The organism is Burkholderia sp. BCC1977 (genome assembly GCF_905339595.1).
Lineage (GTDB): Bacteria > Pseudomonadota > Gammaproteobacteria > Burkholderiales > Burkholderiaceae > Burkholderia.
Genome location: NZ_CAJPGQ010000041.1, coordinates 38,746 through 61,588, shown reverse-complemented (window position 1 = coordinate 61,588; position 22,843 = coordinate 38,746). Strand labels below are relative to the sequence as shown.

The window sequence follows — 22,843 nt, the reverse complement described above, 5'->3', positions numbered from 1 at the left end:
ACGCGCGAGCGTCTGGGCGGAAAAGCCGCCGGAATGCGGCGACGGAGGTTCTGCTCTGCTGACGCAGACGCGCGCAAGTGGCGCGCGTCCCGTCGGTCACATGCTGTGCTCGGGCAGACCCGGGGATGTTCAGTTGCCGAAGTAGACGGAGTTCACGGGATTCGGGGCTTCACGCGTCATGCGGCGGCCCGACTGGCCTGCGCCCGTCGCCACCGCACCATAGCCGCTCGTATCGGCTTGGGCGAGCATCGGCTGGTTCGGCTGGATCCGTTGTTCCGCGGCCTGGATGTTGTCCGGATATTGCGAATCGCTCGCGAGCGGCTTGTAGCCGTTCTGCTCGAGTTGCACGAGTTCGGCCCGGACCTGGTCGCGGGTCAAGCCCTGCTCGGACTGTGCGAACGATGCGATCGGGGCGGCAAGAACGGATGCAGCGATCGCTGCGTAGATGATCGACTTCATGATGGACCTCCGAAATATGTTCTCTTTTGACCTCGCTCCCGGCGGGACTGTCTGAAGCGATGGATCAAGTGTAGTGCTCGCAATACCAAGGGGAAACCCTTGGTTTGAACATACAGCGTTGCATTTTTGGAAAATATCGGCCGCTGTCTCGGCGTAAGATCGCTATGACTTAAATCATTTCCACAACAATGCCTGACGGAAGGCCAACAGCCGAACCACCGATCCGGAAGGTTGTGTTGTAGAATCGTAAGGCTTTATTCACCGTCCGATACCCCATTCACCATGCACGCGCTCACGCCCCTCTCGGTTTCGCTGTCCGGCCCGGCCGGCGTGCGCGCGCGCGCCGGACATCCGGCGCACCCCTGCCTTCGACGCACGGCCCAGGCGCCGCTCGCCCCCGCCCGGCGCCTGATCTGACGGCACGGCCTCCTCCCGGAGCCAGGTCAGACAGGCTCCGGGCGATCCCCATAGGCACGCCCCGCCTGCCCCATGCCGATCATTTGGAGAACCGCCATGAAACAACGCCTTTACCAGTTGACCGAACTCGACGTTGCTCGCCTCGAGAAGCACGCCGAACACAACCCGCGCTTCCAGACGATGCTCGACACCCTGCTCGAGCGCGCCGACATCGTGCAGCCCGACGCCATCAAGGCGAATGTCGTCACGATGAACTCGCAGATCACGCTGCTCGACGAAGCGACCCAGGAGCAGGCCACCTGGACGATTGTTTATCCCGATGCCGCCAATCTCGAGCTCGGACGCCTGAACGTGTTCTCGCCGGTCGGCATGGCACTGCTGGGCACGCAACGCGGCCAGCTGGTGAAGGTGCTGCAGCCGAGCGGCGTCGAAAAGCTGATGAAGGTCGCCGCGATCGTGTTCCAGCCGGAAGCCAACGGCGAATACACGCGCTGACGCCGCTGCCGGCCGGCAGCGCACATGTTCGGCACCAAGCAAAAAGCGAGGCTCAGGGCCTCGCTTTTTTGCGTCCGGACGATACGCACCGTCGTCTCAGCCCGCACCGCTGATGCGACGGACGAAAAAAAGGCGCCCGAAGGCGCCTTTTTCGATACTGCGAGGCTGGTTACCCAGCCGTCACGCTTAGAAGCGGTGACGCAGACCAACCGTTGCTGCGGTTTGGTTGATCGACGAGCTCGGCAGCGTGTTGACGTCGCCGTTGTAGATCGATGCGCCAACGCCGTTCTTCGCAGCGCGCTGGTACACAGCTTGTGCGTAGACGTCGGTGCGCTTCGACAGCGAGTAGTCAGCTTGCAGGCCGAACTGGTTCCAGTGCGTGCTTTCGCCAGCAACCTTCGCGTTCGTGTACGTGTACGCTGCGCCCAGGCCCAGAGCCGGCGTCAGGTTGTACTTTGCGTTGACTTCGTAGTTGTCAGCGTGGAACGTAGCCGCGCCGTTACCTTGGTTGTCAACACGCGATTGCGTCCATGCTGCGCCAACTTGCGCCGGGCCGAATGCGTATGCAGCAGCCGCGCCGTACGTGCGCAGGCGGCCTTGGCCGTTGAACAGAGCCGACGACGAGTCAACTGCACCCGTGCTGTTGTTGTTCGGGTTGTTCGCTTGCGAGTAAGCTGCACCCAGCTTCAGGCCTTGGTACTGGTACGACACACCGCCGCTGTAAGCACGGTTGTTGCCGAAGTTCGTGCTGTTCGAGAACGAGTACGTGCCGCCGAATTGCAGGCCAGCGTAGTTCGCGCTTGCGAACTTGATCGTGTTGTTAGCCGAGTAGCCGCCGTTCGTGCTCAGGTTGTCGTTGTTGAACGGGTGAGCGAAGTACGTACCGCCCCACGAGCCCGTTGCGGTCAGCGGTGCCAGGTAGTCCTGGACGGAGTCGTACTGCTTACCCAGCGTAACCGTGCCGTACTGGCTCGACAGGCCGACGAAAGCCTGGCGGTTGAACATGCCGTTGTTGTTCGCGAACTTGCCGTTGCCGATGTTGAAGCCGCTTTCCAACGTGAAGATTGCCTTCAGGCCGCCACCGAGGTCTTCCGAACCACGCAGGCCGAAGCGGCTCTGGTCAATGCCCGAACCCATCGACCACAGCGACTTGCCTTGGCCAGCTGCGTTCTGGACGTTGCTTTGGTAGGTGATGCCTGCGTCCAGCACGCCGTACAGCGTGACGCTGCTTTGCGCGTGAGCGACGGTAGCGAACGATGCTGCAGCTGCTGCAACGATCAGAGTCTTGTTCATTCGTGGAGCTCCCTTCTAAAAAGAGGCAGGTCTCGCGACCTTGTTCATAAACGGTCTGCAACCGCCCGGGAACGCCATCGGTCCTTCTGGCCGCGCCCGGATAGTTGCCCGTTTGGGAACCGTGAGTTTAGGGGTGTACCCTAGGGGCGCGATCTGCAAATAAAGAAATAAGCTTTTCCAGAACTAGAAATAATGAAAGTGGGGACGTGTTATAAGTATTTGTTTTAACGTATTTTTTTGACTTCTTGACGGATGCCTTTTGGAGGCATTCATCCCACCATTCTTTCGTGTCATCGTCTTGACGGTTGCATAGAAACAACAAGCGGAATCGATGGAGCCACACGAAAACGGTAATTTTTACCCAAATCAGTCTCAAATATTGGACCTGGCCGCCTAAAACGCAGCGATCGAACGGTAAACACATGGCCCCGCGGCCGTAGCCGACCCCATTCGCTGTCGGCGCCCGCCCCGATAGGAGACTGGCAGTGGCGCCCCGGCTGCCGGCAGGTCGTCGTGACATGCGGTAACAGCCTTAACGGCCCGCGTAACCCGGCCACAGGGCCGGCGGGCTAACGTAGGGCAGCCCCGATTACATATTAGAGGACCCGCCATGAATCGACGCTCGTTATTGCGCGCCATCGGACTGACCGCCGCCCTCGCCGCCACCGGCGGCGGGTTGCGCACCGCGTCGGCCCAGCCCGCGCCGCCCGGGTACCGGCCGCCCGGACCGCCTCCGGGGCCCGGCAGGCCGCCTTATTCCGATCACCCGGGCTTCGCGCCGCCGGCACCGCGGCGTGATCGCCGGCCGCCGCCGCCGCGGCCGCACGGCTATGTCTGGACCGACGGCTACTGGCGCTGGCAGCGCGGCCACTATATATGGGTGTCCGGACGCTGGGTCGCCCGCCGCCCCGGACGTCGGTGGGTGCCCGGCTACTGGCGGCGCCAGGGGCAGGTGTGGGTCTACGTCGACGGTGCCTGGCGATAAGTCGTCCGGCGTAGCGTCGTACAGGGCGGCCGGCCCCGCTCCATTCCGCCGCAGAACGAGCGGCCGGCGTGTGGAGCAGCCAATAACGGCCTTGCCCGAGCCCGCCCCGGATCGCCGCCGGCCACACGCGCACGGCTGCGTGACGCTTGCATATCCTGTGAGGAACGTCCGTATCTCGCCGATCCCGCGCATCTCGTTCATGCGGACAACCGCGTTGCCCGCCGTCGCGTCCCGACATCGCGGCGCGAATCCGCCGCTTCCACGATCATGCCGATCGACACACCGCCCCGTCCTGCATCCGCGCTGACCGACCGGGCGGATGCCGATCGCGCGCGGTCACGACAGGCCACCCCTTCAAACGCCAATCGCCACGCGTGCGTTGCGTCCTTCACGACACCGCACGCACAAGCAACGCCGTCATACGTTCGGATAACGAAATCATCGGACGCAGCCGCAACACATGCAGACTGTCGCCGGTCGCCACGCGACCGCACGACATCCTCCGTTCAACGCCCGCTGCTCTCCAGCTCGCGCGCGCGGCGACGTGCGGCGCAAATCGCACGATGATGTTCGTCGGCCGAGCGGATCATTGCGTGCATCGGCGTCAGGAACGAACGCCCGAGGTCCGTCAGCGCATATTCGACGCGTGGCGGCACTTCGGCATACAGCGTGCGGCTGACGAAGCCGTCCTGCTCGAGCCGCTTGAGCGTGCGTGACAGCATCTGCTTCGACACGTCGCCGATCGCACGGGCAAGTTCGTTGAAGCGCATCGTGCCGCCGGACAGCGCCTCGAGCACGAGCAGGCTCCATTGGTCGCCGATGCGGTCGAGCACATCGCGGATCGGGCACGGTTGATCGAGTTCGACGGATGCGTCGGCAGACGGAAACGGCATGACGGGTTTCTCTTTCACGGGCAATGCACGGTCACCGCGGTGTGACCTGTTCGCACCGCGGTGACTTCTTGTGACGGGTTCGTGGCAACTGTACCATTCGATCGACCCGACGGCCGCGCGGATTTCCCAGTTCTACGAAGCATGCGGACACGCTCCGCCGGCACCCCGTTGCACGCCGATGATGACGATCGGCGCCATCCGCGGTCGCGCACCGTGCGCCCGCCCAAGCATCTCCAGACAAGGAACCTGCCACATGTCACCGCTCCGCTCCCCCGTCCGCATCGTTGCCGCGTTCGTCCTGCTTGCCGCATCGACGGCCGCGTCCGCCGCCGGCCCGGCCACGCGCGACCTGGCCGCCGAGGAAGCCAACCGCCAGCTCGTGCTGACGTTCTACGACCGCTTCTTCAACCAACACGAAGCAGTCGAGGCTGCGGCCGTCGTCGCCGACGACTACAAGCAGCACAACCCGCACGTGCCCGACGGCAAGAAGCCGTTCGTGTCGTACTTCGTCGGCGCGTTCCAGAAGAACCCGCAGTCGCGCGCGCAGATCGTCCGCAGCGCGACCGACGGCGACCTCGTCTATCTGCACGTGCATGCGACCGAGCGGCCGGGCGATCGCGGCGAAGCGGTGGTCGACATCTTCCGCGTGAAGGACGGCAAGATCGTCGAGCACTGGGACGTGATCCAGCCGGTGCCCGAAAAAGCCGCGAACGCGAACACGATGTTCTGATCGGGCGGGCGGCGCGGCGCCGCACGACAGCAGCCCGCAGGACAACGTCCGACAGGATCGGGCCAACCTGCGCGCAACCGTCTACGACAGTGCCGCCGCGCGCGCCCCGGCCTGCTTGCGCCCGTAAAGCACCATCATCACGAAGCCGAGCAGGAAACCCGCACCGCCGATCAGCAGCAGCCCGATCTCGCCGAATACCGGCAGCAGGTTCGTCAGCGCGCCCGTCACGACCCATGCGACGGCCATCACCGAGCCCGCGACGCCGAGCGCCCAGCCCTGCCGGTCCTCGCTGACGGCGTCGGAGAACGCCGTGTACATGGTCGTGTAGGCAACCATGTCGAAACAGCCGACCACCGTCGCGAGCGCCCACAGCACCGGCTCGTGCGGGAACAGCGCCGACAGGACCTGGCCGAGGCCCGCGACGAGCAGGCCCGTCTTCGCGATGTCGACCACGCTCCAGACGCGCAGCATCAGCCGCACGACGAACAGCAGACCGAACACGAAGCAGATGCCGATCACGCCGCTGAACAGCCCGAGCCGCGCGCTCGTATAGCCGAACTGCGCCTGCAGCAGCAGCATGATGGTCTGCAGGTAGAGCCCATAGCCGACCTGCATCAGGAAGAACACCACCGACAGGAACGCGACGTTGCGCTGGCGCGCGGCGTCCCGGATGATCCGCAGCGGCAGCAGCGGATCGATGCGCGTGTCGCCGCGCGGCGCGGCCGTATCGCGATACGACGCCCAGGTCCAGAACGCACACGCGAGCGACAGCACGGCGACGAGCACGAACGGCGTGCCGTAGTCGAACAGCGGCGAAATCGTCCGGTCGGACGTGACGCCGCCGAGCACGGGGCCGACGATCACGCCGGCGCTGAACGCGAGCGACATGATGCTCATGTTGTACGCCTTGTTCTCGGGCGTGCTCAGGTCGGTGATGGCCGCCTGCGCGATGCCCTGGCAGCCGGCCATCAGGCCGGTGAGCCCACGGCCGGCCAGCAGCAGCGCGACGCTCGCGTGCCACGCGCCGGCGGCCATCAGCGCGTAGCCGGCCGCGAGGCCGGGCACGCACAGCAGCAGGATCCGGCGGCGGCCGTAACGGTCCGACAGCTCGCCCATCAGCGACGAGCCGAAGAACATGCCGAGCGGATAGATCCCGTAGCCGAGACCGAGGTAGAAATTGCGCGCGTGCTCGCCGGCGTCGGCCGGCAAGATGCCCGCGTGCGGATCGCTGAAGATCGCGGACATCATCGGGTAGACGAGCCCGAACCCCATCGCGTCGATCGCGATGGCGAGCAGGCAGGGGCCGAGCAGCTTATAGTCGAGCCGGGACATGGCGACCTTCCGGACGGAGTGGATGATCGCGCAAGCGTAACGAGCGGGCGGCGGCCCCGGTAGGCCGCCGCCCGCGATGCTGACCATCGGCATCGCCGATACCCCGCATGCCGCCCGGGCCGATGACTGACCGCCCCGAACGGCGAACGGCTATTTGGCGCTCAGCGGCTCGCCTCGAAACTCCCGGCGTGCGAGCACGCACGGCGCGCCGTCGTGCATGAAGACGCTCGCGGCCAACCCGAACGACGCGGCGAACAGCACGTACCACGCGGGCGCGACCGGCGATCCGCTCGCGCGCGTCAGCCACGTGACGATGAACGGCGCGAAGCCGCCGAACACCATCACCGCGACGTTGTACGCGAGCGCGACGCCGGTCGAACGCGAACGCGTCGCGAACTGCTCGGCGAGCGTGGTCGGCGCGGGGCCGTAGCAGATGCCGATGATCGTGCAGATCACGAGCTGCATCACGAGCAGGCGCCCGACGCCCGGTGCGGCGGCCAGCCACGAGAACAACGGATACGTGACCATCAGCAGCGACAGCGTGCCGGCGATCAGCACGGGCCGCCGGCCGATGCGGTCGGACACGATCGCCGCGACCGGAATCGTGACCGTCAGCAGCGCGACCGCCGCCATCTGCACCTTGAATACCTGGTCCAGCGGCAGCCCGAAGGTCTTGTGCACGAACGTCGGCATGTTGACGAGCATCACGTAGAACACCGCCGTGCCGGTGATCGTCTGCCCCATCGACACCAGCACGCCGCGCAGGTTGTCGCGCAGCACGCGCGACACGCTCGCCGGCGGTTCGACCGTCGACTTGCTCGCGGCGAGGAACGCCTCGGTCTCGTCCATGTGACGGCGGATCCACAGACCGACCGGGCCGATCAGGAGCCCGAGCGCGAACGGCACGCGCCACCCCCAGCTGTGCAGCGCCGCATCCGACAGCGACTGCGTGGCCCACGCCCCCATCGCCGCACCCGAGAACACGGCGAGGCACTGGCCGATCAGTTGCCACGACCCATACAGGCCGCGCCGGTTCGCAGGCGCGCTTTCGACCAGGAACGCGGTGGCGCTCGCGTATTCGCCGCCGGTCGCGAAGCCCTGCAGCAGCCGCGCGACGACGATCAGGATCGGCGCCTCCGGGCCGATCGTCGCGTACGACGGCGCGAACGTGATCAGCGCGATCGACAGCGTCATCAGGAAGATGATCAGCTGCATCGCGGCCTTGCGGCCCTTGCGGTCCGCATAGAGCCCGAGCATGATGCCGCCCACCGGACGCATGAAGAAGCCGACGCCGAACGTCGCGAGCGACATCAGCAGCGACGCGTACTGGCTTTCGGCGGGAAAGAACAGCCGCGCGATGATGCCGGAAAAAAAACCGTAGACGATGAAGTCGTACCACTCGAGGGTATTGCCGACGACGGCGGCAATCACTTGCCGATGCCGCGTGTTCCGACGTAAGTCGCGCATGCTTGTCTCCTGCAGTCTCGTGGGGCCGTGCCGGCCGTCGACCGTGACGGACGATCGCGAACCGCTACGCGCGGCGGACGGGAAATCGCGTCGCGCCCGCGCACAACCGGCACGAACCGATGATAGGGATGCCGAAATCCCGCATCAATTAACGGGAGCGGTGAATACTTAGCCGCAGATTAAACGTCTCCCCTGCACGTCTCGCCGCGCGGAAATTCCGGACATTCGCGCATTGTTGCCGGCGGGGTTCTCCGGCAGAATCGTCGATCGTCCTTCCCGCCGCCCGACCATGCGCAATCGCATCAACGAAGAGATCACTTTCCGCAAGCTCGAGGTGCTGCTCGCCTTCATCGAGGCCGGCAGCCTCGCAAAGGCCGCCGAGGCGCTCAACGTCAGCACCGTCAGCGTGCATCGCGCGCTGCATACGCTGGAAGAAGGGATGCACTGCGCGCTGTTCCGTCACGAAGGACGGAACCTGATTCCGACCGACGCCGCGCAGGTGCTCGCCGAGGTCGCGGGCGAGGTGCTCAAGACGATGACCGACGGGATCCGCTCGACGCGCGAGGCGGCCGGCTACGGCGCCGGGCAGTTGAAGATCGGCTCGCTCTATTCGTTGACGATCCGTTCGGTTCCCGAGGTCGTGATCGCGCTGAAGGAGCGTCGCCCCGATCTGCAGGCCGAACTCGTGCTCGGCTCGAACGCGGATCTGCTCGACAAGCTCCGCCACGGTGCGATCGACGCGACGCTGATGGCGCTGCCCGAGCCGGACGCCGAAATAGAATCGATCGCGCTGTTCGAGGACGAAATGTTCTTCGCCGCACCGATCGATTCGCCGTACGCGCGGCGCGACGCGATCGATCTCGCCGCGTGCCGTGACGAGCCGTTCGTGTCGCTCGGCGAAGGCTTTGCAACGCACCACGGCTTCACCGAGGCATTCCGGGCCGCGGGCATCACGCCGAACGTCGTGATGCGCGTGGGCGACATCTTCTCGCTGATCAATCTCGTGTCCGGCGGCGTCGGTCATGCGCTGCTGCCGGGCCGCGTGCGCGATCTCTTCTCGCACAAGATCGCGCTCGTGCCGCTCGCGGGGCCGACGATCCGACAGACGATCGGCCTCAGCTTCCTGCACCGGCGCGAACGCGACCCGAACCTGCTCGCGCTTGCGACCGTGTGCCGGCTGACGGTCAAGGGGCCAAACGTGCAGTAACGCGCGGCTCGGTCATGCACGGCGGCGCGCGGCGCGCCATCCGTCGAACGACCAGGCGCCGGCCCCCGTCACGGCGAGCAGCAGCAGCCCACCGACGATGCTCACGTTGTTTCGAAGTGGAACGCGTGCGCCGTCTGCGCACCGCCCGTCATCGTCCAGTAGCGATGGCCGGCCAGCGCGGTCGCGAGCGTGTACAGCGCAGCAGCACCGCCAGCCGCCGTGTGCGGCAGCCGAGCATCAGCAGCAGGCCAAGCCCGATCTCGACACCGATCGCGACGACGGCCACCAGCGCCTGAAACGGCAACCCGTAGCCGGCGATCAGGTCGACCGTATGCGACACGGCTATCAGCTAGCCCCAGCCGAACCGCACCATCAGCCATATCATCGCGACGCGCGCTACCAGAATCGTAGCCATCGCAGTGGCGTTCGAACCCTGCTTCGAACATCGTGATTGTCTCCATTGGAATTGCATATCAACAACGCGCGGCGGTGCGTGCCGCCGCGCGATGCATCAGAACTTGACGAGCAGGCCGAGCCTCACCAGCAACTGGTTCGCAGTCGAGGAAGGCGTCGTCTGGTTGATCTGCGCGACGGCCTGCCGGCCGTACGAGTCGAGGCCGGATGCGTGCTGGTAGATGCCAATCATATAGAGCGTCGTGCGCTTCGACAGGAAATACTGCGCGCCGATGTTGATCTGCTGGTACTTCGCGTCGGGCGCCGCCGTGTACGTGTACGCCGCGCCGAGCGACACGGCCGGCGTAACCTGGTACGTGACGTTTGCCTCGTAGTTGTCGAACGATGCCTTGCCGCGGTATGGCGTGTTCCGCGTCGGCACAATGTTCTGGAAGCGCGTGTTGGTGTACACGAAGCGCAACGTCGTGTTGCCGAGCGCATAGCTGCCGCCCGCGCCGTAGGTCTGCAGCTTCGACGCCGACTGGTAGCCACCCCAGATCGGCGTGGGCAGCGCGGTCGAGAACGCCGTGCCGGGTGCCGGGGACGCGCTCGCACCCCACAGCGTCACGGCCGGGTTGTTGACCGTCTCGTACGCGGCGTCGAGCGTCAGCGGCCCGCGCTCGTAGCGCGCACCGACGCTGATCACACGGTTCGCGGAGAAGCTGCCCGGCACGCCGCCGAAGCCGTACAGCGCGGCCATCGAGAAGCCGTGCAAGTCGGGCGTCTTGTACTTGATCGCGTTGTTGATACGAGCTGTGTTGTTCAAGTTGTCGACGTCGGCCGCGTGTGCGCCAAGGTAGCCGGCGAAATTGTCGCCGGCTGCGAGCAGCCCGAGATACTCGCCGCTGAGCTCGTCATACTGGCGGCCGAGCGTGACGGTACCGAACGGTCCGGTCAGGCCTACAAACGCCTGCCGGCCGAACATCAGGCCGCCCTGCCCGAGCCGCCCCGTGTTCGCGTCGTAGCCGTTCTCCAGCGTGAAGATCGCCCGCATTCCACCGCCGAGTTCCTCGCTGCCCCTGAAGCCGATTCGGTTGCCGTACAGCGTGCCCGAGACGGTCTGGAAGGCCTTGCCGCCGCCCATGTTGCTGACATAGTTCACGCCGTTGTCGATGGTTCCATACAGCGCGACCGAATTCTGCGCGTGCGCCGTGACGGCAAACGAAGCCGCCGTGCTTGCCGCAATTATTCCGATTAATTTCATAAGATTTCCTGATTACTTATTTTATGTTTTTGGTAAAACCGGGTTGATTGATACTGGCGATCGCTTCCGCTCCCATCGAGCGATCTCATCGGCTAACTCGCTCTGCATAACTTATCAATATGCAGGAATCCTCATTCCGCTTGTACTGCTACTCTTACGCTTCGGACAGCCCCATCAGCGCCTGCAACAGCGCCGTGCGGGCCTGCCCCCAGATCGCGCCCTTCCACGCGTCGTCGTCGCAGTAGAACGCGTCGCGAATCCGCTGCAGAATGTCGCGCCGCAGTTCGGCCGACGCATCCGGATGCCGGATCAGCCAGTGCGACGCCCGCAGCCGATCGATCACTTCGTCGAACGGCTGCGTACCGAATTCGAGCGCCATCAGGCCGACGTTCGGGCGCGGACACTCGTCGTGTACGATCGACGCGACCGGCCCGGACACGCCCGGCGATTCGGATTCGCCGTCGAACGGCGCGACGACGTCCGCGCCCCACCACGCACGTGCGAGCGCGAATTCGGCCGCGACGTTGCGTCCCGCGTAGATCTTCTCGCCATGGCCGCGCGGCCCGAGGCCCGTATGCACATCGATCCATGCGATCGTCTTCACGTGCGCGGCGCGCTCGCGCAGTATCGTACGCATCGTGCGGTTGTTCCACGTCGGCTCGCGACCACCGAAGAACATCCCGTCCGGCATCGTGTACTGGCCGCTGCTCAGCGCGCGGTGATACGCGAGCATCCCGCTGCGCGCGATGTAGTCGGCGAGCGCCTGCTCGTCTGCCGGCGACGGCGGCCAGGTTTTCGTCAGCACGAGGCGGTCGATGTCCGGATATGCGTCATTGGCCGGCAGCGCTGCGCTGAAATCGACGTGGTTGCGGTTCAGGTCGACGTTGTCCTGGTTGGTGCGCTGCAAGTACGAGAAACCGTACGGATTGATCGCATGAATCAGCAGCAGCCCGACGCCTTTGCGCGCGAGCCGGGCAGTCAGGTCGTCGTCGAACAGCGCGGCGACCTGGCAGCCCGAGCCGCAGAAGCCTTCCGGCCCGTGCGTGCCCGAACTGAGGATCAGCAGCCGCTCGGCGTCGGCGACGCCGACTTCGGCCACGTCGATCGCCAGCGTTTCGCCGAGCGCGCCGCGCCGGCCGGGCAGCACGAACGACTCCAGCGTCGCGTGCCGGTGCACGGCGGCATCGAGAAACTTCTGGCGGGCTTCGGCATAGGAGCCGGAGAAATGGCGGGTGACGGGGGTAGGTTCCATGGTGCGGGTCAGACCTTCGAGTAGGAGGAAACGCCGGATACGGTGGGTGCGTCGATCGTTTCGCCGGTGCGGTCGCGCAGGTACGGCAGGCCGGCCATCGACACGAACGCGACGACGATCAGGTACCAGGCCGGCGCAACCTTGTCGCCGCTCGCCTGCACGAGCCACGTGCTGATGAATGGCGCGAAGCCGCCGAAGATCGCGACGCCGACGCTGTACACGAGCGACATGCCCGTTGCACGCACCGATTCGGGAAACATCTCCGGCAGGATCGTGATGCTCGGCACGGCCTGGATCGCAAGCACGGCGGTCAGCAGCCCGACCACCGTGAACAGCACGGCCGGCGTCGGCGACGCGTTCAGCCACGCGAACGCCGGGTAGATCAGCAGCATGAGCGCAATCCGGCCCGCGACGATCAACGGCCTGCGGCCAACGCGGTCCGACCAGCGCCCGACGAACGGTGCGCAGGCCAGTATCACCGCGCCCGTCAGCGCCGCGGCCGACAATGCGACAGCCGGGCTCATCCCGAGTTCGCGGATCGCATAGGTTGGCATGTAGAAGCTGACGACATACGACGCGCCGGTTCCGCCCATCGTGATCACGATCGCGACGACGACCGCACGCCCGTGCTCGCGGCACAGCGTCGCGACGCGACCGCTGCGGCGCGCGCCGACCGCCACGTGCCGCGCAGGCTCGCCGCCGTGGGTTTCCTCGAGCCGGCGGCGGATGTATGCGCCGACCGGCGCGATCAACATCCCGAGAGCGAACGGCACACGCCAGCCCCAACGCTCGAGCGCATCCGGCGTCAGCGCGAACGACAAGACCGCGACCGTCAGTGCGGCCATCAGCACGCCCAGCCCCTGGCTTGCGAACTGCCAGCTCGCCATGTAGCCGCGCATGCGCGGCCGCGCATGCTCGACCAGCAGCGTCGTCGATGCACCGAATTCGCCGCCAGCCGAAAAGCCCTGGATCGACCGCGCGACGACGATCAGGATCGGCGCGCCCACGCCGATCGCCGCATAGGTCGGCGACACGGCGATCAGCCCGCAGCCGAGCGCCATCAGGAAGATCGTCAGCACCATCGCCGGCTTGCGTCCCGCGCGATCCGCATACGCGCCGATCACGACGCCGCCGAGCGGCCGCATCACGAATCCGGCCCCGAATGTGCCAACCGCCAGCAGCAACTGACCGGACGGATCGAACGATGGGAAGAACAGTTTGCCAATGATGAACGCGAGAAAGCCGTAGACCGTGAAATCGTAGTATTCGAGCGCGTTGCCGACGGTCGTCGCGAGAATTGTCCGGCGCATCTGCTCGCCGGCGTGCGGTTGCAGTTCCATGACGGGTGTCTCCTTCTTCGTGCGGTATCGCACCAGTGGTTATATGCGACGCATTCTAGGCGGACGTGCGTTACCCGAAAAGACAACAATTCATTACACTCGTTGCCATTTGGTTTACACCCTGAGGCGCGTCATGAAACCGAATCAGCTGCACGCATTCGTGGCCGTGGCCGCGCAAATGAGCATCCGCGGTGCGGCGCGGCAGCTCGGCGTGTCGGCGCCTGCCGTCACGAAGATCATCCGTGAGCTGGAGCGCGAGATCGGCGCGCCGCTCGTCGAACGCAGCGTCAAGGGCATCGCGCTCACCGAATACGGCGCAGCACTGCTGCCACGCGCGCGCCTGCTGCTCGACGACATGCAGCGTGCACGCGACGAGATCGTGCAGTTGCGCGACGGGAGTTTCGGGCACGTGCGCGTCGCGGTCAGCACGTCGTTCGCGCAGACGGTGTTCGTGCCGGCCTACCGGCTGCTGCGCGAGCGGCGCCCCGGCGTGACCGTGCACGTGACCGAATCGGGGCTGCCCGGCACGCTCGCGCGGTTGCGCGATGCGCAGGCCGATTTCGCGATCATGCATGTTGACCCGCAGACGCTCGACGACGACTTCGTCAGCGAACCGCTCGCGCCCGTTAGGCTGATGCTCGGTGTGCGGAACAAGCACCCGTTGCGCAACCGGCGCGCCGTGCGTGACTTTCTCGATGCCGAATGGGTGCTGCCCGGCGGCGGCAACGATCCGATGTCGGCCACCAAGTGGCTGTTCGGATCGTTCGGGCTGCCGGTGCCGTCGCGCGTCGTGCACGGCGATTCGATCTCGACCGCGCTCGCGCTTGTCGCGCAGATGGATCACGTCGGCTTCTTCGTCGAGCCGCTCGCGGACGAGGTGTTCAAGCGCATGGGCATCCGCCGCGTCGAGCTCGACGATCCAATGCCGGTGCTGCAGATATGCGCGATCCAGCGGCGCGGCAGTGCGCTGACGCCGGCCGCCGCGCAATTCATCGACTGCGTGCGCGACGCGCTGACACCGCTCCCGTCCCGTCGCTCTCCGGCTGGCGCCTGATCCGGGATCGCAGCGATGCCGGTCGCTCGTCACACGTGGCGCCGGCTCGGTACACGCCCCCTGACACGACACCGACGCCCCCGCACAGCTCGTCCGTTTGGATGGCACGAAGCGCCGGCTTTATTGCCATCATGGCCGTCATTCATCGTGCGGCGCCCCTTCCTCACCGAACGGCGCCGCGCACGCTCGCGCCCCGCCACGGAGACACCATGAACGACCCCGTCCTCGGCCCCATCGACCAGATCGGCTACGTGGTCGCCGATCTCGACCGCAGCATCGCGCGCTGGCGCGCCCGCCACGATGCGGGCCCGTGGACCGTGTTCCGCAACGTGCGTCTCGACGGCCGCTACCTCGGTGAAGCGGTGACGGTCACGATGGATGTCGGGCTCGCGTATCGCGGCGATCTGCAGATCGAACTGATCCACGTGACGAACGACGTGCCCTCGCCGTACCGCGACGCGCACGGGCAACCGCTCGCGGGCCTGCATCACGTCGCATGGGTGGTCGACGATCTCGATGCCGCGGTGGCGCGGCTCACGGCGCGCGGCCTGCGCGTCGTGTTCGACGCGCAGAACCCGGCCACCCGCGTCGCCTACCTCGACGACGCCGACGATCCCGGCGCGCGCGTCGAAGTGATCGAAGGCGCCGGCATGCGCGACATGATCGCGCACGGCATCGCGGAAGCACGCGCCTGGGACGGCGCCGATCCGGTCCGCATCATCGATGCGTCGGCCGCCGCATGAGCGGACCCGCGCGCATCCCTCTTCACTCACAGGAGCAAATACGATGAAACGACTCGAAGGCAAGGTGGCGTTGATCACGGGCGGCGCCCGCGGCCAGGGCGAGGCGGAGGCACGCCGGTTCGTCGCCGAAGGCGCACGCGTGGTGATCGCCGACGTGCTGGACGACGCCGGCCGGCACGTCGCGGCCGAACTCGGCGACGCCGCGCGCTACCAGCATCTCGACGTGACGAACGAGGACGACTGGCACACCGCCGTCCACGCGACGCTCGCGCATTTCGGCCGGCTGGACATCCTCGTGAACAACGCGGCGATCCTGAAGCTCGTGCCGATCGAGTCGTGTTCGCTCGACGACTATCGCAAGGTGATCGACGTGAACCAGGTCGGCTGCTGGCTCGGCATGAAATCGGCACTGGCCGCGCTGAAGGATGCGGGCGGCGGCTCGATCGTCAACGTGTCGTCGACGGCCGGGATGGAAGGCGTGGCCGGCGGCAGCGCGTATGTATCGAGCAAGTTCGCGGTGCGCGGGATGACGAAGGCCGCCGCGCTCGAGTTCGGCCGCTACGGCATCCGCGTGAACTCGGTCCACCCGGGCGGCATCGACACGGTGATGGCACGCCCGCCGGAATACGCCGATTTCGACCCGTCGTCGATCTATGGCGGGCTGCCGATCGCACGCATCGGCAAACCCGACGAAGTGGCGAGCCTCGTGCTGTTCCTCGCGTCGGACGAATCCGCGTATTGCACGGGTTCGGAATTCATCGTCGACGGCGGGATGCTCGCGGGCAGTACGTTCCACTGATCCGTACCGGAGTCGACACGCGCCCGCCTGCCCGGCGGGCGTTGTCGTTTGCAGCCGCGCGAAGCCGCAGTCAGGTGCGGCCTTTCATACGCGCGGACAACCACGCATCCGGAAACGACCCTGCCGCCGGCGGATCTCCCGCGCGGCGGCACTGTCATTTCCGAAGCGGAGCGACACGCGATGCGGCGCTCAATACCCCTTCGGCTGAATCGCCGGGGCGCCGACACCGCGCGCCGCCTGCCTGCCGCCGCGCACGAGGAAGCGTCCGCGCGGGCCGTACACGCCTTCCGCTTCCGGATATACGGTCAGCAGCACGAAATACAGCAGCCCGCCGACCACCAGCGACACCGGCACGCTGAGATCGAGCCCGCCCGCGAGGTTGCCGAGCGGCCCGACGAACTGGCCCGGCAGGTTCACGAACGACAGCCCGATGAACGCCGCCGGCAGCCACGCGCCCATCGCGCGCAGATTCCAGCCGTGCGTGAACCAGTAGTGGCCGCCGCGCAGCCCGCGGTTGAACACCTGCAGGTCGTCCGCGAGATAGAAGCCGCGGCGCGTCACGTAGCCGATCACCATGATCGCCATCCACGGGCAGCTGAACGTGTCGATCAGCGTCGAGAACGTCGCGACGCTTTCGACGAGGTTGAACCAGAAACGGCCGACGAAGATGAACGCGATCGCGATCGTGCCGATCAACAGCGTCGCACGCACACGGTTCAGGAAGCGCGGGAACATGCTCGACACGTCGAGGCCCGTGCCGTACAGCGCGGTCGTGCCGGTCGACATCCCGCCGATGATCGCGATCAGGCACATCGGCAGCAGGAACCAGCGCGGCGACACGGCGAGCAGCCCGCCGACGTAGTCGTTCGACGCGATGAACGCGGGCGCCTTCGACGCGATGATGGTCGCGGTGGCGAGACCGAAGAAGAACGGCACGAAGGTCGCGATCTGCGCGGCGAACACGGCGCCCATCACGCGCCGCTTCGGCGTCTGCCGCGGAATGTAGCGCGCCCAGTCGCCGAGCGTCGACGCGAACGACACCGGGTTGCTCAACGCGACCAGCACGGCGCCGACGAAGGCGGCCCAGAAGCCTGCACTGCCCTGGCTCAACGTGCCCGCGTAGTTCATGTCGAACATCCCCGCGAACGCGAACAGGCCGGCGACGAACAGCAGGCTCGCCGCCCACACGGCGATCTTGTTGACCCACAGCATGAAGCGAAAGCCGTAGATGCAGACGATCAGCACGAGCACCGCGAACACCAGGTACGCGGCGCCGAGCGTGACGCCGTTGACCGGCACGCCGACCATGTCGTGCGCGCCGCCGACGAGCGCATCGCCCGAGCTCCACACCGCGAGCGAGAAGAACGCGATCGACGTGAGCAACGCGAGGAACGACCCGACGATCCGGCCGTGAATGCCGAAATGCGCGCCGGACGACACCGGGTCGCTCGTCCCGTTGCGCGGGCCGAACAGGCTCATCGGCGCGAGGATGCAGGTGCCGGCGAGCACGCCCAGCACGATCGCGCACACGCCCGCCTTGAACGACAGCCCGACCAGCACGGGAAAGCTGCCGAGCACCGACGTGGAAAACGTGTTGCAGCCGCCGAACAGCAACCGGAACAGATCGATCGGACGCGCATAGCGCGATGCGTCGGGAATGCGCTCGAAACCGAACGATTCGACTTGCGTAATTCTGCCTTCAGCCATTTGTCTCCAGCTCCTCTGGTGCGTCGGTACGGCCCGCAATCGCGGCCATACGACACATCGTCATCAATTCGCGGCCACTCTAAACCGGATCGGGCAGCGCAAATATCACGCATTCGAGACGTTTACGACGAAGGAGAACAATGTTTCGCGGCAGGAAATCGGCTGGTTGGCGCGCCGAGCGCCATGCCGATCCGCGGGACCGGCGCCGCATCGACCGTCGTCGATCCATGCAACGCCCTTGCGGGCCGGCGACGGGGGTGCGAGCGCCGAACCGGCGATGCGAGGTCAAGCGCACGGCAGGCGGACGCAACGCCCTGACCGCCGCGCGACCCGCGTCCTACTGCCCCGACCGCGCAAGCGGACCGGGTGCTTGCGGTGCCGTTCCCGCCGGCCAGCCGCCCGCAAGCGCCTTGTACAGCGCGACCGTCGACGCCGCGTTGCGCATGCGCCCGTCGGCCGCCGCATCCTGCGCCTGCAGCAGCGTCCGTTGCGCGTCGAGCACTTCGTAGTAGTCGATCGCACCGGCCGAAAAACGCGTCTGCGCAAGCTGCGCCGCGCGCGCGCTGTCGTCCGCCGCCCGCACGAGGTGCACGGTCTCGTCCCGCGTGCGGGCGGCGCGCAGCAGCGCATTCTCGGTTTCCTCCAGTGCGCCGAGCACGGTCTGCCGATACTGCGCGAGCTGGCCGGCCGCTTCCGCATCGCTCGCCGCGATCCGCGCGCGCACGCGGCCGACGTCGAGGAACGACCAGTCGATGCCGAGCGCGATCAGGTTCGTGTCGCTGCCCGCCCGGAAGAATCCGTAGCTGCTCGTCGCGCTGCCAAGCAGCCCCGACAGCGTGAAGCGCGGGAACAGGCCGGCCGTTGCGACGCCGACCCGCGCGGTCGCCGCGTGCAACCGCGCTTCCGCTGCGGCGACGTCCGGACGCCTGCGCAGCAGGTCGCCCGGCGTACCGGGATCGATGTCGGCGGCAAGCGCCGGCAGCGGTATCGGCGTGCCTTTCGACGCGACCGCGTTCGGGATGTCGAACCGGCCGATCAGCGCATCCGGCGTCTGTCCCGTCAGCACCGCGAGCCGGTGCTCGTCGACGCCGATCGCCGCTTCGTACACGGCGATCCGCGACGTCGTCGATTCGTACTGCGCGCGTGCGCGCGCCGCGTCGAGTTCGGAGCCTCGTCCCGCGCCGACGCGCGCATTGATCAGCGCGAGCGTCTGCTTCTGGTTGTCGGCGTTCTCGCGTGCGATCCGCAGCCGCTCCTGCGAGCCGCGCAGATCCACGTACGTGCTCGCGACTTCGCCCGCGATCGCGACGCGCACCGCACGCACGTCGGCCGCGCTCGCCCCAGTTTCCGCGCGCTGCGACTCGATCGACCGACGCACCCGGCCGAACAGGTCCAGTTCCCACGCCGCGTTGATCCCGACATTGGAGATCGGCGTATCGCGCTGGCTGCGCGGCGCGCCGAACGCCTGGTCCTTGCTCGTCAACTGATGGCCGATCCGGCCGCTCGCGGTGAGCGTCGGATAGCGGTCGAACGTCGCCTGCGACAGCAGCGCGTTCGATGCGTCGTAGCGGGATACCGCGACCTGCAGGTCCTGGTTCGCCGCAAGCGCCGCATCGATCAACTGCGTGAGCGCCGGGTCGCCGAAGCCACGCCAGAACGCGGCATCGGCATCGGCCGACGCATCGGGCGGCGACGCCTCCCGGGCGGCCGGATGCGCGTCGCGCGCGAACCGCGCGGCGGTCGTCGTGTCGGGCCGCTTGAAATCGGGGCCGACCGCGCATGCGGCGAGCGTCATCGACATCGCGAGCGCGGAAAGACGGAAAGCGGCGCTCATCGGTTTTCTCCTTCGAGGGTGCCGTGCTGTTCGCTCCAGACGGCCGGCGTGCCACCCGCGAGCTTGCGGATCGCCACATAAAACACGGGCGTGAGGAACAACCCGAACAACGTGACGCCGAGCATCCCCGCGAACACGGTGACGCCGGTGGCCGCGCGCACCTCGCTGCCCGCGCCGCCGCCGATCAGGAGCGGCACCGAGCCCGCGATGAACGCGACCGACGTCATCACGATCGGGCGCAGCCGCAGCCTGCACGCCTCGAGCGCCGCTGCGATCACACCCTTGCCCTGGATTTCGAGTTCGCGCGCGAACTCGACGATCAGGATCGCGTTCTTGCAGGCGAGCCCCATCAGCACCACGAGACCGACCTGCACGAACACGTTGTTGTCGCCGCCGGACAGCCATACGCCGAACAGCGCCGCGCACATGCACACCGGCACGATCAGGATCACCGCGAGCGGCAGCGTCCAGCTCTCGTACAGCGACGCGAGCACCAGGAACACGAGCATCACGGCGAGCGGAAACACGACGATCGCCGCGTTGCTCTGCGTGACCTGCTGGTAGCTGAGGTCGGTCCATTCGAGCGTGATACCCGGCGGCAGCACGTCCTTCGCGATCTGCTGCAGCTTCGCGATCGCCTGCGACGACGACATCGCCTTCGGATCGGCGTCGCCGATCAGGTCCGCGGCCGGATAGCCGTTGTAGCGGACGACCGGGTCCGGCCCGTACGCGGGCACGACCGTCACCATCGAGCCGATCGGCACCATCTCGCCCTTCGCGTTGCGCGTGCGCAGGTTCGCGATATCGGCGGCCGTCTGCCGGTGACCGGCATCGGCCTGCGCCATCACGCGGTACACGCGGCCGAATGCGTTGAAGTCGTTCACGTACATCGAGCCCAGATAGACCTGCAGCGTGTTGAACAGGTCGGTCAGCGCGACGCCCTGCGCCTTCGCCTTCAGCCGGTCGACCTTCACCTCGAGCTGCGGGATGTTCGCCTGGTACGAGCTGACGGGATAGCTCATCCCGGGCGTCTTCGCGACCGCCGCCTGGAATGCGGTGAGCGCGTTCTGCAATGCGCCGTAGCCGAGCCCGCCGCGATCCTCGAGGTACAGCGAGTAGCCCGAACCGTTGCCGAGGCCCTGGATCGGCGGCGGCATCAGCGCATAGGTGATGCCGCCGCCGATCGCCGCGAAGCGTGCATTCAGGTCCGCGTTGATCTGCGCGGCGCTGCGGTGACGCTGATCGAACGGCTTCAGGATCACGTACGACGTCGTCAGGTTCGGCGTATTCACGCCCTGCAGCGCGTTCATCCCGGCGAATGCCGGCATCATCTCGACGCCGTCGGTGGCGAGCGCGATTTTCGTCATCTGCTCGGTCACCGCGCTGGTGCGCGCGAGCGACGCCCCCTCCGGCAGCTTCGCGCCGGCGAACAGGTACAGCTTGTCCTGCACCGGGATGAAGCCGCCCGGCACCGCGTTGAACAGCAGCGCGGTCGCCGCGAGCAGTGCCGCATAGACCGCGAACACCGCGCCGCGCCGCTTCAGCGTGCGCGCCACGACGCCGTGATAGCGATCGGCGCTGCGCTCGAAGAAGCGGTTGAACGGATGAAACAGCCAGCCGAACGCGCGATCGAGCGCGCGCGTCAACGCATCCTTCGGCGCGCCGTGCGGGTGCAGCAGTTTCGCGGCGAGCGCGGGCGACAGCGTCAGCGAGTTGATCGCGGAGATCACCGTCGAGATCGCGATCGTCACCGCGAACTGCTTGTAGAACTGGCCGGTCACGCCCGACATGAACGCCATCGGCACGAACACCGCGCACAGCACGAGCGCGATGGCGACGATCGGGCCGGACACCTCGCGCATCGCCTGGTGCGCGGCGTCGCGCGGATTCAATCCCTGCGCGATGTTGCGCTCGACGTTCTCGACGACGACGATCGCGTCGTCGACGACGATCCCGATCGCGAGCACGAGCCCGAACAGCGTCAGCGTGTTGATCGAATACCCGAGCAGGTAGAGCCACGCGAACGTGCCGACCACCGACACGGGCACCGCGACGAGCGGAATGATCGACGCGCGCCACGTCTGCAGGAACAGGATCACGACGAGCACGACCAGGACGACCGCCTCGATCAGCGTATGCTGCACGGCCCGGATCGAATCGCGCACGAACACCGTCGGGTCCCACACGGGCCGGTATGCGACGCCGGGCGGGAAGCGCTTCGACAATGCGTCGAACTTCGCGTACACGTCCTTCGCGACGTCGAGCGCATTGGCGCCCGGCGACAGGAAGATGCCGACCACCGCCGAGTGCTTGTCGTTGAAATACGAGCGCAGCGTATAGTCGCCCGCGCCGAGCTCGACACGCGCGACGTCGGACAGCTTGACGACCTGGCCGTCGTCGCCGTTGCGCAGCACGATGTCGCCGAATTCCTGCGCCGTGCGCAAGCGGCCGCGCACGTTGATCGACAACAGGAAGTCGTTCGTCTTCGGCGACGGCTCCGCGCCGAGCTGGCCGGCCGACACCTGCACGTTCTGCTCGCGCACGGCGGCAATCACGTCGCTCGCGGTCAGCCCGCGCGACGCAAGCCGGTTCGGATCGAGCCAGAGCCGCATCGCGTAGTCACCGGAGCCGGACAGGCCGACGTCGCCGACACCCGTGAGCCGCGACAGTTCGTCCTTCACATGCAGCGTCAGGTAGTTGCGCAGGTACAGCGAATCACGGCTGTTGTCCGGGGAATAGAGGCTCACGTACATCAGCGGCGTCGGCGACTGCTTCTGCGTGGTTACGCCGTACTGGCGCACCTCGTCGGGCAGGCGCGACAACGCCTGGCTCACGCGGTTCTGCACGCGCACGGCAGCCGTGTCGGGATCGACGCCCGGCAGGAACGTGACGACGACCTGCAGGCTGCCGTCCGAACCGGCGACCGACTTCATGTACATGATGCCTTCGACGCCGTTGATCGCTTCTTCCAGCGGTTCGGCGACCGATTCGGCGATTTCCTTCGGGTTCGCGCCCGGATACGTCGCGCGCACGACGACGCTCGGCGGCACGACTTCCGGATATTCGCCGGCCGGCAGCATCGGGATCGAGATCAGGCCGATCGCGAAGATGACGATCGACAGCACGACCGCGAAGATCGGCCGGTCGATGAAGAATCGGGAGAAATCCATTGCGGGCCT

19 protein-coding genes are annotated in these 22,843 nt (G+C 66.7%); 7 read left to right on the top strand and 12 right to left on the bottom strand.

Annotated features, from left to right (window positions below; translation table 11 throughout):
* Positions 1–129 precede the first annotated feature (129 nt).
* Positions 130–459, bottom strand: a complete 330-nt coding sequence (locus U5771_RS27390) for a DUF4148 domain-containing protein (RefSeq protein WP_322026875.1) — start codon at positions 457–459, stop codon at positions 130–132.
* 513 nt (positions 460–972) lie between these two features.
* Between U5771_RS27390 and U5771_RS27385 the strand changes: the two genes are divergently transcribed.
* Positions 973–1,371 carry a GreA/GreB family elongation factor gene (locus tag U5771_RS27385; protein ID WP_322026874.1) on the top strand — a complete coding sequence of 133 codons (399 nt, stop codon included), beginning with the start codon at positions 973–975 and terminating at the stop codon, positions 1,369–1,371.
* 186 nt (positions 1,372–1,557) lie between these two features.
* On the opposite strand, the gene U5771_RS27380 is transcribed toward U5771_RS27385, so the two are convergent.
* Complete coding sequence (locus U5771_RS27380; RefSeq protein ID WP_322026873.1) at positions 1,558–2,664, bottom strand: porin; 1,107 nt, start codon at positions 2,662–2,664, stop codon at positions 1,558–1,560.
* 610 nt (positions 2,665–3,274) lie between these two features.
* Between U5771_RS27380 and U5771_RS27375 the strand changes: the two genes are divergently transcribed.
* Positions 3,275–3,649, top strand: coding sequence for a hypothetical protein (locus U5771_RS27375; RefSeq protein ID WP_322026872.1), 375 nt, complete (start codon positions 3,275–3,277; stop codon positions 3,647–3,649).
* Positions 3,650–4,155: 506 nt separating this feature from the next.
* Here the strand turns inward: U5771_RS27375 and U5771_RS27370 are convergent.
* The gene (locus tag U5771_RS27370) at positions 4,156–4,542 is read right to left on the bottom strand and encodes a helix-turn-helix domain-containing protein (protein WP_322026871.1); all 387 of its coding nucleotides are present in this window, start codon (positions 4,540–4,542) and stop codon (positions 4,156–4,158) included.
* A 253-nt stretch (positions 4,543–4,795) separates the two neighbouring features.
* On the opposite strand from U5771_RS27370, the gene U5771_RS27365 reads away from it, so the two are divergent.
* Complete coding sequence (locus tag U5771_RS27365; RefSeq protein WP_322026870.1) at positions 4,796–5,272, top strand: nuclear transport factor 2 family protein; 477 nt, start codon at positions 4,796–4,798, stop codon at positions 5,270–5,272.
* An 81-nt stretch (positions 5,273–5,353) separates the two neighbouring features.
* On the opposite strand, the gene U5771_RS27360 is transcribed toward U5771_RS27365, so the two are convergent.
* Positions 5,354–6,604 carry an MFS transporter gene (locus U5771_RS27360; RefSeq protein ID WP_322026869.1) on the bottom strand — a complete coding sequence of 417 codons (1,251 nt, stop codon included), beginning with the start codon at positions 6,602–6,604 and terminating at the stop codon, positions 5,354–5,356.
* A 150-nt stretch (positions 6,605–6,754) separates the two neighbouring features.
* A complete protein-coding gene (locus U5771_RS27355; protein ID WP_322026868.1) occupies positions 6,755–8,071 on the bottom strand; it encodes an MFS transporter in 1,317 nt (438 codons plus the stop codon).
* A 289-nt stretch (positions 8,072–8,360) separates the two neighbouring features.
* Between U5771_RS27355 and U5771_RS27350 the strand changes: the two genes are divergently transcribed.
* Positions 8,361–9,278 (top strand): LysR family transcriptional regulator, encoded by a 918-nt coding sequence (locus tag U5771_RS27350; RefSeq protein ID WP_322026867.1) that lies wholly within the window; start codon positions 8,361–8,363, stop codon positions 9,276–9,278.
* Between the two features lie 148 nt (positions 9,279–9,426).
* Here the strand turns inward: U5771_RS27350 and U5771_RS27345 are convergent, their stop codons facing one another.
* The 4 genes from U5771_RS27345 to U5771_RS27330 all read right to left on the bottom strand — a co-directional run bounded on the left by U5771_RS27345 (position 9,427) and on the right by U5771_RS27330 (position 13,527).
* A complete protein-coding gene (locus U5771_RS27345; protein ID WP_322026866.1) occupies positions 9,427–9,618 on the bottom strand; it encodes a DoxX family membrane protein in 192 nt (63 codons plus the stop codon).
* Between the two features lie 171 nt (positions 9,619–9,789).
* Positions 9,790–10,935: a porin gene (locus U5771_RS27340; RefSeq protein WP_322026865.1), complete on the bottom strand. Its 1,146-nt coding sequence runs from the start codon at positions 10,933–10,935 to the stop codon at positions 9,790–9,792.
* A gap of 154 nt (positions 10,936–11,089) precedes the next feature.
* A complete protein-coding gene (locus U5771_RS27335; protein WP_322026864.1) occupies positions 11,090–12,187 on the bottom strand; it encodes a M14 family metallopeptidase in 1,098 nt (365 codons plus the stop codon).
* An 8-nt stretch (positions 12,188–12,195) separates the two neighbouring features.
* Positions 12,196–13,527, bottom strand: coding sequence for an MFS transporter (locus U5771_RS27330; RefSeq protein ID WP_322026863.1), 1,332 nt, complete (start codon positions 13,525–13,527; stop codon positions 12,196–12,198).
* A gap of 133 nt (positions 13,528–13,660) precedes the next feature.
* Here U5771_RS27330 and U5771_RS27325 point away from each other — a divergent pair, with 133 nt between their 5' ends.
* The 3 genes from U5771_RS27325 (at position 13,661) to U5771_RS27315 (ending at position 16,123) form a co-directional block, all read left to right on the top strand.
* Positions 13,661–14,581, top strand: a complete 921-nt coding sequence (locus U5771_RS27325) for a LysR family transcriptional regulator (protein ID WP_322026862.1) — start codon at positions 13,661–13,663, stop codon at positions 14,579–14,581.
* A gap of 209 nt (positions 14,582–14,790) precedes the next feature.
* Positions 14,791–15,324: a VOC family protein gene (locus U5771_RS27320; protein WP_322026861.1), complete on the top strand. Its 534-nt coding sequence runs from the start codon at positions 14,791–14,793 to the stop codon at positions 15,322–15,324.
* 43 nt (positions 15,325–15,367) lie between these two features.
* On the top strand, positions 15,368–16,123 hold the full coding sequence (locus U5771_RS27315; RefSeq protein WP_322026860.1) for a glucose 1-dehydrogenase: 756 nt from the start codon (positions 15,368–15,370) through the stop codon (positions 16,121–16,123).
* A 189-nt stretch (positions 16,124–16,312) separates the two neighbouring features.
* Here U5771_RS27315 and U5771_RS27310 read toward each other — a convergent pair whose 3' ends face one another.
* From U5771_RS27310 to U5771_RS27300, 3 genes are all read right to left on the bottom strand, one after another.
* The gene (locus U5771_RS27310) at positions 16,313–17,830 is read right to left on the bottom strand and encodes a purine-cytosine permease family protein (RefSeq protein WP_322026859.1); all 1,518 of its coding nucleotides are present in this window, start codon (positions 17,828–17,830) and stop codon (positions 16,313–16,315) included.
* A gap of 337 nt (positions 17,831–18,167) precedes the next feature.
* Entirely contained in the window at positions 18,168–19,664 is a 1,497-nt protein-coding gene (locus U5771_RS27305; RefSeq protein WP_322026858.1) for an efflux transporter outer membrane subunit, read from the bottom strand.
* The gene (locus tag U5771_RS27300) at positions 19,661–22,834 is read right to left on the bottom strand and encodes a multidrug efflux RND transporter permease subunit (protein ID WP_322026857.1); all 3,174 of its coding nucleotides are present in this window, start codon (positions 22,832–22,834) and stop codon (positions 19,661–19,663) included. Before U5771_RS27300 ends, U5771_RS27305 begins: the two co-directional genes overlap by 4 nt.
* Positions 22,835–22,843: the final 9 nt, after the last annotated feature.